Here is a 16268-nt window from a genome sequence, read left to right on the forward strand (position 1 = left end):
GTTTTAGTAGCACGAAAACAATGGCTGAGAGTATGACTATAAAGAGCACTGCAAGCATTAGTTGAGCTTTTAAGATAGGCATAGTGTGGTTTGAAAAGGTATCCGCACCTATGGCGACGGTTGCAAGCCAGCCATCATCGTTGATAGGTAAAATTTTAGCCGTCACATCTTGGTCTTTAGAGTTTTTATATGAGATCAGACCATTTTCGTCAAATTCTTTATTAGCATATTTTTCTGAGACGACCTTTGTAGCTGGCAAGATAGTGCCAACTTCTGAAGCTACGTCTGAAAAGAGCATAGTGCCATCTTTTTTCATTATATAGGCATATCCGCCATCGCCAGTGTTGCCTATCTCGATGATCTTGTCACTAACTTTTTTTACATCTATATCTATACCAACAACGCCAACAAATTTACCATTTTTAGTAACAGGAGCAGTAAAACTCATAACAAGATCATTTGTAGAAGTGACCCTTGGCTCGGTATAAATTTCTTTATTTTTCTCTTTTGTGCTCTTATACCAGCCTCTAGTTCTTGGGTCGTAGTTATCAGCTACGGTTGTTCTTTTACCGTCTGACTGAAAGAAGTGTCCGTCCTCATCGCCGTAATAGACATATTTCACCGCAGAGTTTGCGACCTTTTTTTCTGATAAGACAAAGTTCATTATCTCATCGCCACTTTGAGCGCCTTCAACGACTGATGAAATTTTCTTGATATGCTCTAAATTTTCATCAAAAAAAGTATTTGCAACACTCTTTATATCTTTAAGGACTTGATCCTCTTTGCCACTGACAAGCTCAACGATCTTGTCCTTTGAAGTAAAATAACTAACCGCCGAGATAGCGCAAAACGAGATGATGAGTAAGATCATCAAGGCGAGTGCTATCTTATTTGTGATAGAACGAAACACCTCTGCTCCTTTAAATTTTGTTTGAAATTCATTTGTAAAACAAAATCGGAGCAAAAGTATAAATGTTTATAGTGTTCTCATAAATTCGGTGCTGTAAATTCCTTCGATGCGTCTTTTCATATCATCATGCCAGCCATTTGTAAGAGTGGTAAGGGCATTAAATTTCTCTAGTAAATTTAAATTTTTACTTGGCGCGTAAAAGAGCCTATTTATCTCTAAAATGCTCATATGAACTGGATCACTTTCTATAACCTCTATCGCGTCGCCTGCTTTGCACGAGCCTGGCGTAAGAACGCGGTAGTACCAGCCAGTAAGGCCTGTTTCAAAGATGTGAGTTGCCATATTTTCATTGCCCCATCTTTTTGAGAGCTTAAAGCATGGCTTTCTAGGCTGCGAGACTTGAAGCACAAGCGAGCCCACCTTATGGATATCGCCCACATAAACGCAGCTCTCATCAAGCCCATCAACGCATAAATTCTCCCCCATCGCCCCATAAGCCATATTTTTTAATCCTAAAAATTTCTCCCACTCGGCATAGTTTGCAAATGAATTTGCAAAGACTGCTTTTTCAGGGCCGCCGTGATGCTTCGTATCAGCGACGCTATCGCCCTCAAAGCCAAGCTCATTTGCGAAAATTTCGCCATTTTGAGCTACTTTAAAAATAGCTGAGCTCCAAGGTAAATTTAGCTTATCAGTCGCATTTTGCGAGCCGTAGTTTTTCACATCGCCGATTAGTAAAGCTTTTAGTGTTGCCATATTTTTCCTATCAAATTTAGTTTATTCTTAAATTATTCGCGTGAGTTAGTGCGATCGCGATAGCATCGGTGATATCAAGCGGTTTTATCTCTTTATTTATGCCTAAAATTTTCTTCACCATAAATGCCACCTGCTCTTTGTCAGCCTTTGCCTTGCCAGTGACAGTTTTTTTCACTTGAAGCGGCGTGTATTCGGCAAAGTCCCCATGAAGCTGCAAAATTTTAAGACTAAGTGCCCCGCGAAACTGAGCGAGCTTTAAGACCGTTTTTGGGTTGTAGGCAAAGAAGATGTCCTCTATCGCAACCTCATCAAATTTATGGTTTTTAAAGATAAGATCAAGTCCCTCGCAAAGCTCTGTTATTTGGTATTGAAGCGTGTTTGGCTTTATCTTTATAAGCCCAGCTTCAAGAAGAGTAGTTTTAAATTTGCTCTTTTCAAGTATCGCGTAACCGCAATTTTTCGTGCCTGGATCGATTCCTAAAATTTTCATCACAATCTTTTCAATACTTTTTCACGACTTTTTCACGGCGTGAAAAAGTTTGTCGGAGTTTAACAAAGGTTTTATTAAATTTAAGATAAAATCGCTAATAAAATTAATTACTTCAAAAGGGTTTAAATTTGCTAGCAGACGAGATTTTAGAGCTTTTACAGACAAAAATATCCGCTAATGAATTTGACTGCTACATCAAACAATTAAAATTTAACGAAAAGGCTTCAAACGAAGATTTTATAGTTTTTAACGCCACGAGTGAATTGATGGCTAAATTTATAAAAACTAGATACGCTGAAAAGATCGCCTACCTTTACGAAGTAAAAACCGGCAAAAAGCCAGAGGTCGAGATAACTAGCCAAACAAAGCTAAAAAACATAAAGCAAAACCAAGTAAATGTAAAGCAGATCAAGGCGCAAAGTAGCATTTTAAACCCTGGATATACATTTGAAAATTTTGTCTGTGGTGACTCAAATCAGTTTGCATTTCTAAACGCAAAAGCAGTTGCAGACAAGCCTGGCGTGCTTTACAACCCACTTTTTATATATGGCACAACTGGTCTTGGCAAGACGCACCTGCTTCAATCAGTTGGCAACTACTGCCTAGATCAAGGCAAGGTCGTCATCTGCGTGACGAGCGATCAGTTTATGATCGATTTTACCACACATCTAAATAGCCACTCAATGACTAAATTTCGTGAAAAGTACCGAAACTGCGACGTTTTACTAATTGATGATGTGCAGTTTCTTGGCAAGACCGATAAAATTCAAGAGGAGTTTTTTAACACCTTTAACGAACTCATCGCCAAAAAAGGTCAGATCGTCATGACCTCAGACCGCCCAGCAAAGATACTAAAAGGCTTTGATGAGAGGCTAAAGTCTAGGTTTGAGCAAAGCATAATGGCTGATATCACGCCGCCTGAGCTTGATACAAAGATAGCTATCATCATCAAAAAATGTGAATTTGACAAAATTTATCTAAACAAAGAGGTGATTGACTACATCGCTACAAATATGGGCGATAATATCCGTGAGATCGAGGGCGCTATTATAAATTTAAACGCCTACGCAAGCTTGATGAGAGTTGATATAACGCTTGAATTTGCTAAAAACACGCTAAAAGATCTCATCAAAGAGAAGCATGAAAATATAAATTTAGAGACCATTATAGAGATCGTGAGCAAAGAGCTAAATATCAAGCCAAGTGACATAAAAAGCAAGTCAAGAGTGCAAAACATCGTCGAAGCTAGACGCATCATCATCTACCTTGCAAAGATGCTCACTACAAATTCAATGCCACAAATTGCAAACTATTTTGGTATGAAAGACCATAGCGCCGTTAGTCACAATATAAAAAAGATAAACGAGCTCATGGAGAGCAACGAAATTTTCAACCTCAGAGTGACTGAGATAAAGAACAAAATTTTAACAAAAGGATAAAAACAGAATGAAATTCGTGAATAAATGTGAAGAAATGAAAAATTCTTTTCACATTTTAAATAACGATGCTGGCGTGAGAAAAGATGCTTTTCACACTTTCACGCTACCAACTAATACAACAAAAAGAAAATTAAAAATAAGAGGGAGTATTTAATGAAGGTTCTAATAAACAAAAACATGCTTGAGAGCATAGTAACAAACACTAATCCATATCTCGAAAAAAGAGATCTTAGTGCTATCACTTCTCACATCTATATCTCTGCAAAAGATGGAGTTTTAAACATAAAAGCGACTGATCACGAGATAGGACTAGCATATAAACTAAGCAACGCAAAGATAGTTGATGAGGGCTATGCGACTGCAAATGGTAAAAAGCTACTTGACATCATCAAAAGCCTAAAAGATGAAGAGGTAACGCTTGAAACTGTTAATAACTATCTTTACATCAAGCAAAAAAACTCAAAATACAAACTTCCAATGTATAAATTTGAAGACTTCCCAGAGTTTCCAACGATAGAAGGCAAGGCTAAATTTGACATAGACGCCATAATGCTAGGCAGAAGCTTAAAGAAAATTTTGCCATGCATTGATAGCAATAACCCTAAATTTGAGCTAAATGGCGCTTTACTAGACATAAAACAAAACTATATAAATATAGTAGGCACCGATACAAAAAGGCTAGCTGTATTTAAATTTGCAAATGAAGCTAGCAATGAGTTTTCACTGATCATCCCTAAAAAAGCGATAAATGAAATTCAAAAGCTATTTTTTGACAAGATAGAAATTTACTATGATGAAAACGTCCTCATCGCTCAAAGTCAAAATTTTGAGTTTTTCACAAAGCTAATAAATGGCAAATTCCCTGACTATGAGCGCGTTATACCAAAAGATATTGCTATAAGATTTGAGCTAAGCAGAGATAAGATGGTTGAGGGTATCAAGACTATTTCTATGCTAAGCGATCAGATGAAGATAACTTTTTCAAAAGAGAGCATAACATTTGAGAGCATCATAGAGGATAACTCTGAAGCAAAAACGATGATAGAGTTTCAAACAGGACTTGAAGAAGATATCAGCATAAATGTAAAAAATAGAAATTTAATAGACTTCTTACAAAGCATAGAAGATGAGAAATTTGAGTTTGGATTTAAAGATAAAAATTTACCTTTCGTTGTTAGCTCAAAAGAGCTTTTAACGGTTATAAGTCCATTAAATATATAAGTTAAAAAAGGTTTATGATGGAAAATAATTACGGCGCAGAAAATATTAAAGTACTAAAAGGGCTTGAGGCGGTTAGGAAGCGCCCAGGCATGTATATAGGCGATACTAACATAAGCGGTCTTCACCATATGATCTACGAAGTCGTTGATAACTCTATCGACGAAGCGATGGCAGGATACTGCGATACGATAGATGTTGAGCTTACACGTGAGGGCTCAGCGATCATTAGCGATAATGGCCGTGGTATCCCAGTAGATATGCACCCGACTGAGAAAATTTCAGCTGCGACTGTTGTTCTAACTGTGCTTCACGCTGGTGGTAAATTTGACAAGGACACTTATAAGGTCTCAGGCGGTCTTCACGGCGTTGGTGTATCTGTCGTAAATGCCCTTTCTAAAAAGCTAGTCGTAAATATCAAACGCGATGGTAAGCTTCACAGACAAGAATTTGCAAAAGGTATCCCTCAAAGCGATCTTGAAGTGATAAAAACTACAAACCGCACAGGCACGCAAGTCGAGTTTTGGCCAGATGATAGCATATTTGAAGTGACTGAATTTGACGATGAAATTTTAGTAAAAAGATTTCGCGAGCTAGCTTATCTAAACCCAAAGATAACTATAAATTTTAAAGATCAAAGAAACGGCAGAAGCGAGAGCTTTCATTTTGAGGGCGGACTTGAGAGCTTTGTAACTGATATGAACAAGGCAAATGCTGTCAGCAAAGCAGTCTCATTTAGCGGCGGCGAAGATGATGTTATGGTTGATTTTGCCCTGCTTTACAACGACACTTATAGTGAAAATTTACTAAGCTTTGTAAATAACATCAAAACTCCAGATGGTGGTACGCACGAGGCTGGCTTTAGAGCTGGCCTTACAAGAGTTATCACAAATTACGTTCAAGCAAACGCTGCTGCACGTGAAAAAGATACAAAGATAACTGGCGAAGATATCCGCGAGGGACTTATTGCAGTTGTGAGCGTAAAGGTGCCAGAGCCGCAGTTTGAGGGACAAACAAAGGGCAAACTAGGCTCAAGCTACGTAAAACCTATCGTTCAAAAGATGGTTTTTGACGTGCTTACAAAGTATTTTGAAGAAAATCCTATCGAAGCAAGAGCGATAATGGATAAAGCCCTAATGGCAGCTCGTGGTAGGGAAGCTGCTAAAAAAGCAAGGGATCTAACTCGTAAAAAAGAGAGCATGAGCGTAGGCACACTCCCTGGCAAATTAGCTGATTGCCAGAGTAAAGACCCAGTAATTAGCGAGCTATATCTAGTGGAGGGCGACTCTGCGGGCGGTTCTGCAAAGCAAGGACGTGATAGAGTTTTTCAAGCGATATTGCCGCTTAAGGGTAAAATTCTAAACGTTGAAAAGGCAAGACTGGATAAAATTTTAAAATCTGATGAGATAAAAAATATGATAACAGCTCTAGGATGCGGCATCGGAGATGAATTTGACGCTGAAAAGCTTAGATATCATAAGATCATCATCATGACCGATGCTGACGTCGATGGTAGCCACATCCAGACGCTGCTTTTAACTTTCTTCTTTAGATTTTTAAATAAAGTTGTAGAAAACGGCCACATCTATCTAGCTCAGCCGCCACTTTACCGCTATAAAAAAGGTAAGAAAGAAATTTATCTAAAAGATGAAAAAGCGCTAAACGAATTTCTTATCGAAACTGGCATTGAGGGCGTTGATATAGAGGGCATTGGCAGTGCGGATTTGATTGACTTTTTAAAGATCGTTGCAGCTTATAGAAGCGTCTTAAAAGAGCTAGAAAAACGCTTTAACGTCCTTTCGGCGATCCGCTATATGATAGAAAATCCAGACATCGTCTCAAAAAGCTACAATGAAATTTTTGAAATTTTAAGAGACTTCTTAAAAGCTGAGGGTCACAACATCCTAAACCACTACGTTAGCGAAGATGAGGTTAGAATTTATGTCCAAACTGAAAGTGGCCTAGAAGAGCTTGTGGTAAATGAAAATTTATTCACAAATCCACTTTACGAAGAGGCGCTTTACATCAGCCAAAAGATAAAAGAGCGTGGCTTAGATTTGCATAGTGACGTTATAGACGTGCTTGATGAAGTAGAGAAAAATGCGAAAAAAGGTGCATATATCCAGCGCTACAAAGGTCTTGGTGAGATGAACCCTGAGCAGCTTTGGGAGACTACAATGAACCCTGAGAACAGAAGACTTTTAAAGATCGATATAAACGACGCTATAAGTGCTTCTGATACGTTTAATCTCTTCATGGGCGATGAGGTCGAGCCAAGAAGAAACTACATCCAAGACCACGCAAAAGACGTTAAACACTTGGATATATAAAAGGTGATCAAATTTAAATTTGACCTGGTTAGCAAAAATATAAAGGATAAAGAATGAGCGAAGAGATGAAGTATGGCGAGAAAATTTTAAAAGAATTTGACGTAGAGAGTGACCTTGAGGTCTGGGAAAATAAGCAAACAAGGGACTATGTCATAAAGATCACTCTGCCTGAGTTTTGCTGCCTTTGCCCTCGCTCTGGTTATCCTGACTTTGCGACCATATACCTTGAGTACATACCAAATAAGCTAGTTGTCGAGCTAAAAGCGATAAAGCTTTATATAAATAGCTTTATGAACCGCAACATCAGCCACGAAGATAGCATAAATGAAATTTACTCTGTTTTAGAAAAAAAGCTTGAGCCTAAATTTATGAAGATAGTTGGCGACTTTAATCCACGTGGAAACGTCCATACAGTTATCGAGATCAGCTCTGATCTAGTGGTAAAAAAGCCAGCTGAAGAGAAAGAATACGCTCCAAGAAGTAGAGAGAGAAGCTTTAGCGACAAGCCGCGTGAGAGACGTAGCACAAGCGATCGCGGCAGTAGTAGAGGCAGCAGAGATGACAAATTTAAAAAAGATGACAAACCAAGAAGAAGCTCAAACAAAGAGGGCTTTAGAAAGATAAGCTACGCCGATGATAAAAAGCCAAAAGTAGTCAAAAAGGATAAATAATGATAAGTGCTAAGCTTATAGAACATATCTTTAAAGCAGCATCTATATCACGTTGGAACGACTATCCAAAGATGACAAATTTAGTCGAGCTTGACAAGCAGGCTCATAAATTTATCATCGCTTATTTCATAGCAAAACAAGAGCAAAATGCCGATATGAATTACATCATCGAGGCTGGAATTTTTGAGTTTTTAAGCAGGGTCGTAGTTACAGATATACGACCAGACGTCTTTCATCACATACAAAATACCAAAAAAGATCAAATAAATAGTTGGGTTTTAAGCAAACTAGATGGGCTGATTTCAGAAATCGAAGATGGCAAATTTTTAGAGAGATTTAAAAACCACTATAAAAACGACAAAAGTCACGAAAAAGAGCGCCTTATACTAAAAGCGGCGAGCTATCTTGCCACGAGGTGGGAATTTTCTATCGTCTATCAAACGAGCCAGTTTTTAAGCGATATCGACGAGCTTAAGGCGAAGGTTGAGGAGGAGATGGAGGATTATTACGAGTTAATTGGCGTTAGAAAGATCGCTATGAATCAAAAATTAGCCCGTCTTGTTGATCTTAGTGGTAGGCTAAGGTTTCAAAAGCGCTGGGCACAAACGCCTCGCATCCCTGAAACTGCGGTCTTAGGACATATGCTAGTTGTTGCGATACTTAGCTACTTTTACTCACTAAAAGCAAAAGCTTGCAAAAAACGGCTAGAAAATAACTTCTTTTGCGCACTATTTCACGACCTACCAGAGAGCCTTACAAGGGATATCATAAGCCCTGTAAAATACGGCGTAAAGGGGCTAAATGAGATCATCAGCGAGTATGAGATGAGGCTTATTGATGAGAGGATTTTGCCATTTGTGCCAGAAAAGATCAGAGATGAGTTTAGCTACATCCTTGGTATCAGAAAAGATGGCGAGAAATTTATAAAAGATGAGTTTGAAAATAGAACATTCGAGCGCAAGATCATCTGCCACGAAGGGACTATGGAGAACGTAAATGAGGATAAATTTAACCCAATAGACGGCAAAGCGTTAAAATACTGTGACAAGCTCTCAGCCTACATCGAAGCTGGAATTTCCATAAGCTATGGCGTCAAGTCAAAAGAGCTAACCGATGGTTTTAATAATATGTATAAATTTTTTAGCGAAAAACCTAAGATCGATGGAGTGGATTTTTTAGAAATTTGCGATGATTTTAATGAGCATTTTGGTTTAGAAAGACCCCCTCTCAGATGACTGCGGCACACACTTAATACAAGTGCTCTGCTGTGTTCCCACCCTGAAGCGGTGCTCATAAAAAGCATTGCACAGGTCTAAGAAGGAGCTTCGCAATCATACAAAAACTATACTTAAATTTAGTTTTATAGTTACATTTTTAAAAATTTAGCTTTAAGAGTATATAATCTCACATAAATTTCACCAAAAGTAGGGCAATGTCAGGAAAGATCAAACTTCGTTTTTTATCGGCCTTTAGAGATTTTTTTGTCTATCATCACAAGTCTTTAGAGTTTCGTGCCAAAATTTTTGCTGCGATTATCTCGGCCAAATTTGACCCAGACGAGGATGATTTTGACGTTTTAAACGACATCGTAAATGAAATTTATGAAAACGATCAGACCAGAAAAGACTTCTTAATTCAAACCGTTAGAGAGTATGTGGCAAGGGTCAAAAGAAACGATAGGATCACACTTGACACACTTCTTTTAAGCATAGATAAAGATATGAAAGATCACAAAAGGTATGCTAAAAAAATAGACTTTTCACACCTTCGCCGCTTGATGAGTGGCTGCGAGGAGGAAATTTTAGTGCAGCAAAGGGTCTATGAGTTTTTGATAAACGAGGTCAAACTCTACTCGCAAAGCGCTTAAATTTCACTCAAATTTAATCAAAAATTTCTTGTAGCTTGTAGCTAAATTTTCTCGTTTTTAGCCTTGATTTTCTCTATTTATCTCGCTAGATTAGGCGATTTATGACTAAAATTCGAAACAATACCTATCACAAAAATTTACATTGATAAATGTGCGTTATTTTGTGATAAAGCTTGTTGCCAAGATAAAAAATAAGCGTATAGATTAGCTCGCTTGTAATTAGTGGGACTGGTTACACTTTCTCTTGGCGTCGCTTGCTTGCTATCCTGCAAAGGATAATACAAAGGGCTTTCAAAAGAGTATATCTGCTCCATTATAAAAGAGAGTATCGACACAATGCTAGGCAAAAACCGCCTACTTTGGCACGGAGCGAAGTAAATTTAAGCTGCTTTTTGCACGGCGGCTGAATGGGTTATGATGTCGTGTAAATTTAGTTTGTCTTTTCTAAAGAAGCAAAGGCAAAGTCCGATGACACTAAAGCCAGCAAATGCAAAGCAAATTTGACGCAAGATCGCGTGAAGAAGGCTTATCTTTTTGCCGGTTTGTAAATTTATGAGATAAATTTCTTGCGCTTTGTAGCCTGGAGTTTGTGCCTTTATGCTAAAAAATAGACACATTATAAATGAGATGAGGCTATTTACGCCAAAGATCGCAAGCTGGTTATGCAAAAATGCCTCTTTGCCATCAAGTACAAGATATGTTGTCGCATAAAATATTGGCATACCGATGATAAAAAGATCGATGATAAAGGCCTTCACTCTAGCCCAAATAGGTGCGATTTTTGCCTTTTGTTTTGCCAAGTTACTTTCCTGTATTTATAAAAATTTGGCTAAATTTCTAGCCGTTATCATGCGTGACGCAAAGCATAGTAGAGGTGCGCGAGACTTCGTATAAATATCAAGCTTTTTTATCTCGCTTTTTAGCACGCCAAAACAACCTATAAAAACGCTAAGATTTTTGATCTTAGCAGGCGTTTTTTGCTAAATTCTTGCATCAAACTAGCTCAACGCCTTTGCCACTTACCACTTCGCCGATCACGTAGCCATCGCTATTTGCTAGCACAGGATCAACGTTTTCTTTAGGTACAACAAGGATCATACCAACGCCCATGTTAAATGTCCTCATCATCTCGCTATCTTCTACTTTTTGAGCTAAGATTTTAAAAATTTCAGGCGTTTTTATAGCGCTTTTTTGTACCTTCGCGCCAAGTCCAGCAGGGAAGACGCGAGGCAAGTTTTCAACTATGCCACCACCCGTTATATGCGCCATCGCTGTGATCTTATCTTTTAATCTTAAAAAGTCGCTCACGTAAATTCTAGTTGGCTCAAGAAGCACGTCGATGAGCTTGCGCTCACTCACTTTTTCATCAAATTTTAGCCCGAGTTCGCTTACCACTTTTCTTGCAAGCGAAAAGCCATTTGAGTGCAGGCCGCTACTTGGAAGTGCGACTAAAACGTCACCAGATTTTACAAATTTGCTCCTATCGATCTCGTCAGCCTCAGCGATACCCACGGCAAATCCAGCAAGGTCAAAGTCGCCCTTTTCATACATCGACGGCATCTCGGCTGTCTCACCGCCGATCAGCGCGCATTGCGCCTTTTTGCAGCCGTTTGCGATACTTTTTACCACCTCTTTGGCGCTCTCTATCTCAAGCTTTGCAGTCGCGTAGTAATCGAGGAAAAAGAGTGGTATGGCGAAGTTGCAGATGAGGTCATTTACGCACATAGCGACTAGATCCTCGCCAACGCCATCAAATTTCTTAGCGTCGATAGCTAGGCGAAGCTTCGTGCCGACACCATCTGTCGCTCCCAAAATGGCTGGATTTTTATATCCGCTTGGCAGTCTGACCGCACCTGAAAATGATCCGATGCCGCCTATGACGTTTGGTGTTTGCGTAGATTTTACGAAAGGCTTGATCGCCTCAACAAAGCTGTTTCCAGCATCTATATCAACTCCGGCATCTTTATAACTTATCATTTTCACCCTTTTGATTATTTTTTAAAACTTTAGCCAAAAGTTGCTAAAATTGTTATCAATTTTCAAAAATGGAGCGAGTTTGCAGAATTTTCCAAACGCCTACGTCATCACAGGCTCGATAGCTAGTGGCAAAAGCACGGTTGTAAATTTACTAAAAGAGCGAGGTTTTAGCGTGATAGATGCGGACCTCATCGCGCACGAACAGCTTGAAATTTGTAAATGCGAGATAGTAGAAGTTTTTGGCGAGCAAATTTTAGATGAGACTGGCAGGATAGATCGCAAAAAACTGGGTGCTATCGTCTTTAACGAGCCAAAAAAGCTTAAAAATTTAGAACAGATTTTACATCCAAAGATAAAAGCTGAAATTTTTTTCAAAGCTTCGCAGCTTGAGTGCTTGGGGCAAGTTTATTTTGTCGATATCCCTTTGTTTTTTGAAAAAAAGGAGTGTTACGCTGAGTTTAAAAATGTAGCCGTGATCTACGCGCCAAAAGAGCTTTTGCTAAGCCGACTAATAAGCCGAAATGGGCTAAGCTTAGAGGATGCAAAAGCTAGAGTAGGGCTTCAGATGGACATCGAGCAAAAGCGAAAAATGGCAAAATTTGTTATCGATAATAGCAGCGACATGGAGAATTTAAAGCTAGAGATAGAGAAATTTCTAAAGCAAATTTGTGCTATTTCTTGATAAATTTACTAGCAAATTTATATGTTTGCAAGCTCTCTTTACTACTCAAATTCCAGCTATCAAGCTCGGTTTTTACTAAATTTGGAAATTTCTTGCTTATATCTTTTAGAGCGTTGCCAACCGACTTTCTAAGATACTCACTCTCGTCTTCTTTTAGGCTGGCTAGCCGCCTAATGGCCTCATCTGGATTATCTTTAAAATAGGGTCTATTTGTCCATATCCTAAGCCCCTCACTTACGGCTCTTTTTGCATTTGCGTTGCCATTTTTTAGCCACTCATCGATCGTTAAAAGCGCCTGCTCGTAGCCAACTTTTTTACAAAACTCGTCAAACGCCTTTGCTAGCACCTCTTGAACTCGCCAGTTTTCATCTTTTGAGACTTCATCCCTCATAAACGCCAAAATTTCTTCACTATCTGATAGGTGCCCAAAGAGAAAAACCGCATACATCCGCACTTGATAGAGCTTCGAGCCGTATGCTAGACGCGCAAGCTTTTTGCAGCGCTCTGCTCCCTTTTCTTTATAGTCAGCCAAAGCCCTACTTTCTTGCTCTTTAAAGCCATTTTCTATCAAAGAAAACTCTTTTTCTAAATTTAAGATGTAGCTCTTCAAAGTGGCTCCTTTAAAATCACTAATAACTCTTATCTAAATTTTAGTAAAATCAAGCAAAAAATAAAAGGATGACTCATGCAAGTCTCAAAATATAACGCTAGCGGCAACGATTTTGTCATATTTCACACATTTTTGAGCAAAGATAGAAGCGAGCTTGCAAGGCAGATTTGCAGCCGAACAAACGGCGTGGGAGCTGATGGGCTCATCGTGCTTTTGCCTTACGAAAAGGGCGTAAAATGGGAGTTTTACAACAGCGACGGAAGCTACGCTGCGATGTGTGGCAACGGCTCGCGTGCGGCTGCTAGATATGCCTATCTAAACGGCCTTGTTAGTTCAAGCGAATTTGCCTTGCTAACTGGTAGTGGCGAGGTGATGGCAAGTGTGAAAGATGAGTGCGTTGAGGTCGTGCTAACAAGTCCAAAAATTTTAAGCGAACCGCTAAATGAAAACGGCAAAACTTGGTATTTTTACGACACAGGCGTGCCTCATCTTGTAAATTTCACACAAAATTTAGATGAATTTGACATCAAAGAGTGCAGGGCGCTTCGTCAAAAGTACAACGCAAATGTAAATTTAGCCAAATTTGATGGCGGCGTTTTAAAGGTGAGAACCTATGAAAGGGGCGTGGAGGACGAGACGCTAGCTTGTGGCACTGGCATGGCGGCTTGCTTTTACGGTGCTACTTTAAATTTAAACGCAGCGCAAAGCCTAAAAGTCTATCCAAAAAGCGGCGAAGAGCTTGGTCTTAGGCTAGAAAATGGCAAAATCTTATTTAGCGGAGCGGTGAAACACTGCTTTGATACGAGTATCGAAATTTAGGCTATTTTGACTGCTGGTAGTTAAATTTGGCTAGTAGTTTGTAAAAGTCGCGGGTAGCAAATTAAAACAAAGAGTTTATAGAGTTTTTGTTATTAAATTTTAAAGTGTATAAAAAAGAAGATCTCCGCCGAAGCGGAGAAAAGGTGTTATTTCAAAGCATCTTTTGCTTGTTTTGCAAGTGCCGCAAATGCCTTCGCGTCATTCATAGCTAGATCAGCTAAAATTTTTCTATCAAGTTCGATCTTAGCTTTATTTAAGCCGTTGATAAATCTTGAATAGCTAATGTCGTTTAGTCTGCAAGCTGCATTGATACGAACGATCCATAAACGTCTGAAATCACGTTTTTTCTGGCGTCTGTCGCGATATGCATAAACTAAACTTCTCTCTAGTTGCTCTTTAGCTTTTCTAAAGTGTTTATGTCTAGCACTGAAAAAGCCACGTGCTAGCTTTAAAACTTTCTTATGGCGTCTTCTTCTAACTACGCCTGTTTTTACTCTTGCCATATTTATCCTTTTACAAATTGGCGCTCACGAAGTGAGTCTTGCCCCTAAATTTGGGGGAGTTTGAATGACTTTTTTGTCAAAAACTTAAATCTACAGCTGCTTATACGCCGAGCATTTTGCGAACGGCTGGGACATTTGTGCTGTCCACGTATTGTGGGCCACGCAAATCTCTCATACGCTTACTAGGTTTTTTTGTTAAGATATGGCTTCTAAAAGCAGAGCCTCTTTTTATCTTATTTTTACCTACTTTAAAGCGCTTAGCAGCACCGCGAACGGTTTTCATCTTTGGCATGCTAATCCTTTTTGAAATTTTATACGCAAATGCGTAAGATTTGGATTATAGCGAAAAATCCTTTAGAAAATTTAAATTTCACTTAGACAAAATTTGCGATAAATTTACATTTAACTTAAAAAATTTTTAAAATTTAGAACTAAATTATTAAATTTGAAATATAATCACATATAAGAAATTTATTTTACTAAAGGAGTAAAAATGAAAGGGAAAATTCTTGCATCAATCGTCGCTATGAGTGCGATTTTAGGCACAAGTAGCTTGGCATGCACTACCATTTTAGTAGGAGATAAAGCTTCAAACGACGGCTCTATGCTAGTGGCTAGAAGCGCTGATAGCAAGGCTATAAAAGCTCAAGTCTTTTTGATCCATCCAGCTACGAAAAACCAAACTGGCATGCACAGCTCAAAGGCCCATGACGGCGCAAATGACTTTACATATCCGCTTCCAAAAGATGGTATGAGATACACAACTATCGCAAACTCACACACAAAACTTCACGGAGCAGTCGGCTACAACGAGGCTGGCGTTGGACTAAGTGGCACTGAGACCATCTACGCAAAAGATGAGCTTTTAAAAGTTGATCCATACAACGAAGAGACCGGCATCACAGAAGATGACATCCCAGACGTGCTTTTGCCACGCATCAAAAGCGCAAAAGAGGGCGTTAAGCTTCTTGGCGAGATAGTTGAGACAAAAGGCGCTGGCGAGGGCTTTGGCGTGGTATTTGTAGATGCAAACGAGCTTTGGTACTTTGAAACAGGCACAGGCCATAAATGGATCGCTTCAAAGATTCCACAAGATGAATACTTCGTCACTGCAAACCAAGGCAGACTTCACGCTTACAAAGAAAACGATCCAAATTTCATGGGCGCAAAAGATGTCATCAAATTTGCGATCGATAACAAGACTTATGACCCTGCAAAAGATGGTGAATTTAACTTTACAAAGGCCTATACAAGGGACGATGATAGAGATGTAACTTACAACTACCCACGTGTTTGCTGGGTTCAAAGCATGTTTAACCCAAGCTTAAAACAAGACTTCGCTGACGGTCAGAAATTTCCAGTATTTTTAAAACCAGAGAAAAAACTAAGTGTTGAAGATCTAAAAGCTGCGATGAGAGCCCACTACGACGGCACCCCGTTTGATAACTACGCTAGCAAAGATGAAGATAAGAAAAACATCTACCGCGCTATAAGCGTCTTTAGAACGTATGAGTCTCACGTCATGCAGGTGCGCCCATGGTTACCAAAAGAGATCGGCCGTGTGACCTACGTCGCTCTTGGCATGGCTGATCTTAGCGTTTATTTGCCGTATTACGAGGGGCTTGATGGCTTTATAAAAGGCTACTCAGATGGCTCGTACGAGGCTGATGATACTTCGATATACTGGGTTTATAGAAAGCTTCAAACCCTTGTGATGACTGACTACGAGAAGTATTCGCCAGTGGTAAAAGAGGCTTATGCTAAATTTGAAAAAGAGTTGGCGGTAAAACAGGCTAAATTTGAAGATGAGTACGTAAAGCTTTATAAAAAAGATAAGAAAAAAGCGGACAAACTTTTAAATGAATTTAGTAAAAAGACTATGCAAGAGGCAAAGGATCTAACACAGGAGCTTACAAACAAAGTCTTTACTATGCTTACAGCCGATATGGATGCTAAGCTAAAATCTCTAAATAAAGGCAAAAAAGACTAAATATTC

The 16268-nt window shown here is 39.1% G+C and carries 16 protein-coding genes, 1 other RNA gene and 1 pseudogene; 9 read left to right on the forward strand and 9 right to left on the reverse strand.

Going from position 1 to position 16268, the window contains the following annotated elements; genetic code table 11:
• Positions 1 to 136: 136 nt before the first annotated feature.
• The 3 genes and pseudogenes from MTT09_RS00505 to ruvC all read right to left on the reverse strand — a co-directional run.
• Positions 137 to 871, reverse strand: a pseudogene (locus tag MTT09_RS00505) (cache domain-containing protein); the annotation flags it as partial.
• A 105-nt stretch (positions 872 to 976) separates the two neighbouring features.
• The gene (locus MTT09_RS00510) at positions 977 to 1666 is read right to left on the reverse strand and encodes an MOSC domain-containing protein (RefSeq protein WP_429801933.1); all 690 of its coding nucleotides are present in this window, start codon (positions 1664 to 1666) and stop codon (positions 977 to 979) included.
• Positions 1667 to 1682: 16 nt separating this feature from the next.
• A complete protein-coding gene (ruvC, locus tag MTT09_RS00515) occupies positions 1683 to 2162 on the reverse strand; it encodes a crossover junction endodeoxyribonuclease RuvC (RefSeq protein WP_103567041.1) in 480 nt (159 codons plus the stop codon).
• A 122-nt stretch (positions 2163 to 2284) separates the two neighbouring features.
• Here ruvC and dnaA point away from each other — a divergent pair, with 122 nt between their 5' ends.
• The 5 genes from dnaA (at position 2285) to MTT09_RS00540 (ending at position 9049) form a co-directional block, all read left to right on the forward strand.
• Entirely contained in the window at positions 2285 to 3595 is a 1311-nt protein-coding gene (gene dnaA / locus MTT09_RS00520; protein WP_103614207.1) for a chromosomal replication initiator protein DnaA, read from the forward strand.
• A gap of 153 nt (positions 3596 to 3748) precedes the next feature.
• Positions 3749 to 4816 (forward strand): DNA polymerase III subunit beta, encoded by a 1068-nt coding sequence (gene dnaN, locus MTT09_RS00525; RefSeq protein ID WP_021088742.1) that lies wholly within the window; start codon positions 3749 to 3751, stop codon positions 4814 to 4816.
• 17 nt (positions 4817 to 4833) lie between these two features.
• A complete protein-coding gene (gyrB, locus tag MTT09_RS00530) occupies positions 4834 to 7143 on the forward strand; it encodes a DNA topoisomerase (ATP-hydrolyzing) subunit B (protein ID WP_103581634.1) in 2310 nt (769 codons plus the stop codon).
• A 53-nt stretch (positions 7144 to 7196) separates the two neighbouring features.
• Positions 7197 to 7814 carry a preQ(1) synthase gene (gene queF, locus MTT09_RS00535; protein ID WP_258032098.1) on the forward strand — a complete coding sequence of 206 codons (618 nt, stop codon included), beginning with the start codon at positions 7197 to 7199 and terminating at the stop codon, positions 7812 to 7814.
• Positions 7814 to 9049: an HD domain-containing protein gene (locus MTT09_RS00540; RefSeq protein ID WP_429801934.1), complete on the forward strand. Its 1236-nt coding sequence runs from the start codon at positions 7814 to 7816 to the stop codon at positions 9047 to 9049. Before queF ends, MTT09_RS00540 begins: the two co-directional genes overlap by 1 nt.
• Here the strand turns inward: MTT09_RS00540 and ffs are convergent.
• An RNA gene (gene ffs / locus MTT09_RS00545) (signal recognition particle sRNA small type) lies at positions 9036 to 9133 on the reverse strand. The genes MTT09_RS00540 and ffs overlap by 14 nt on opposite strands.
• 113 nt (positions 9134 to 9246) lie before the next feature.
• Here ffs and MTT09_RS00550 point away from each other — a divergent pair.
• Complete coding sequence (locus MTT09_RS00550) at positions 9247 to 9681, forward strand: hypothetical protein (protein WP_193798593.1); 435 nt, start codon at positions 9247 to 9249, stop codon at positions 9679 to 9681.
• 380 nt (positions 9682 to 10061) lie between these two features.
• Here the strand turns inward: MTT09_RS00550 and MTT09_RS00555 are convergent, their stop codons facing one another.
• Together MTT09_RS00555 and purM are read right to left on the reverse strand one after the other, a co-directional pair.
• Positions 10062 to 10481 (reverse strand): RDD family protein, encoded by a 420-nt coding sequence (locus MTT09_RS00555; RefSeq protein ID WP_107790848.1) that lies wholly within the window; start codon positions 10479 to 10481, stop codon positions 10062 to 10064.
• A 193-nt stretch (positions 10482 to 10674) separates the two neighbouring features.
• Positions 10675 to 11658 (reverse strand): phosphoribosylformylglycinamidine cyclo-ligase, encoded by a 984-nt coding sequence (gene purM / locus MTT09_RS00560; protein WP_107790849.1) that lies wholly within the window; start codon positions 11656 to 11658, stop codon positions 10675 to 10677.
• Positions 11659 to 11737: 79 nt separating this feature from the next.
• Here purM and coaE point away from each other — a divergent pair, with 79 nt between their 5' ends.
• Complete coding sequence (gene coaE / locus MTT09_RS00565) at positions 11738 to 12340, forward strand: dephospho-CoA kinase (RefSeq protein WP_107790850.1); 603 nt, start codon at positions 11738 to 11740, stop codon at positions 12338 to 12340.
• Here coaE and MTT09_RS00570 read toward each other — a convergent pair.
• Entirely contained in the window at positions 12330 to 12950 is a 621-nt protein-coding gene (locus MTT09_RS00570; RefSeq protein WP_429801935.1) for a DNA alkylation repair protein, read from the reverse strand. The genes coaE and MTT09_RS00570 overlap by 11 nt on opposite strands.
• Positions 12951 to 13025: 75 nt before the next feature.
• Between MTT09_RS00570 and dapF the strand changes: the two genes are divergently transcribed.
• Positions 13026 to 13769 carry a diaminopimelate epimerase gene (gene dapF / locus MTT09_RS00575; RefSeq protein ID WP_429801936.1) on the forward strand — a complete coding sequence of 248 codons (744 nt, stop codon included), beginning with the start codon at positions 13026 to 13028 and terminating at the stop codon, positions 13767 to 13769.
• Positions 13770 to 13915: 146 nt separating this feature from the next.
• On the opposite strand, the gene rplT is transcribed toward dapF, so the two are convergent.
• Both rplT and rpmI read right to left on the reverse strand, forming a co-directional pair.
• A complete protein-coding gene (rplT, locus tag MTT09_RS00580; protein WP_004317321.1) occupies positions 13916 to 14272 on the reverse strand; it encodes a 50S ribosomal protein L20 in 357 nt (118 codons plus the stop codon).
• A gap of 100 nt (positions 14273 to 14372) precedes the next feature.
• Positions 14373 to 14564: a 50S ribosomal protein L35 gene (rpmI, locus tag MTT09_RS00585; RefSeq protein WP_012000969.1), complete on the reverse strand. Its 192-nt coding sequence runs from the start codon at positions 14562 to 14564 to the stop codon at positions 14373 to 14375.
• A 201-nt stretch (positions 14565 to 14765) separates the two neighbouring features.
• Here rpmI and MTT09_RS00590 point away from each other — a divergent pair, with 201 nt between their 5' ends.
• A complete protein-coding gene (locus MTT09_RS00590; RefSeq protein ID WP_429801937.1) occupies positions 14766 to 16262 on the forward strand; it encodes a C69 family dipeptidase in 1497 nt (498 codons plus the stop codon).
• Positions 16263 to 16268: the final 6 nt, after the last annotated feature.

It is taken from the genome of Campylobacter concisus (genome assembly GCF_050447505.1).
Taxonomy (GTDB): Bacteria; Campylobacterota; Campylobacteria; order Campylobacterales; family Campylobacteraceae; genus Campylobacter_A; species Campylobacter_A concisus_BP.

What these genes read in the sequence shown, in the direction of transcription:
- MTT09_RS00510 (WP_429801933.1), bottom strand. Translation starts at nt 1,666, where the DNA reads ATGGCAACACTAAAAGCTTTACTAATCGGCGATGTGAAAAACTACGGC.
- dnaN (WP_021088742.1), top strand. Translation starts at nt 3,749, where the DNA reads ATGAAGGTTCTAATAAACAAAAACATGCTTGAGAGCATAGTAACAAAC.
- gyrB (WP_103581634.1), top strand. Translation starts at nt 4,834, where the DNA reads ATGGAAAATAATTACGGCGCAGAAAATATTAAAGTACTAAAAGGGCTT.
- queF (WP_258032098.1), top strand. Translation starts at nt 7,197, where the DNA reads ATGAGCGAAGAGATGAAGTATGGCGAGAAAATTTTAAAAGAATTTGAC.
- MTT09_RS00540 (WP_429801934.1), top strand. Translation starts at nt 7,814, where the DNA reads ATGATAAGTGCTAAGCTTATAGAACATATCTTTAAAGCAGCATCTATA.
- MTT09_RS00550 (WP_193798593.1), top strand. Translation starts at nt 9,247, where the DNA reads ATGTCAGGAAAGATCAAACTTCGTTTTTTATCGGCCTTTAGAGATTTT.
- purM (WP_107790849.1), bottom strand. Translation starts at nt 11,658, where the DNA reads ATGATAAGTTATAAAGATGCCGGAGTTGATATAGATGCTGGAAACAGC.
- dapF (WP_429801936.1), top strand. Translation starts at nt 13,026, where the DNA reads ATGCAAGTCTCAAAATATAACGCTAGCGGCAACGATTTTGTCATATTT.
- rplT (WP_004317321.1), bottom strand. Translation starts at nt 14,272, where the DNA reads ATGGCAAGAGTAAAAACAGGCGTAGTTAGAAGAAGACGCCATAAGAAA.
- rpmI (WP_012000969.1), bottom strand. Translation starts at nt 14,564, where the DNA reads ATGCCAAAGATGAAAACCGTTCGCGGTGCTGCTAAGCGCTTTAAAGTA.
- MTT09_RS00590 (WP_429801937.1), top strand. Translation starts at nt 14,766, where the DNA reads ATGAAAGGGAAAATTCTTGCATCAATCGTCGCTATGAGTGCGATTTTA.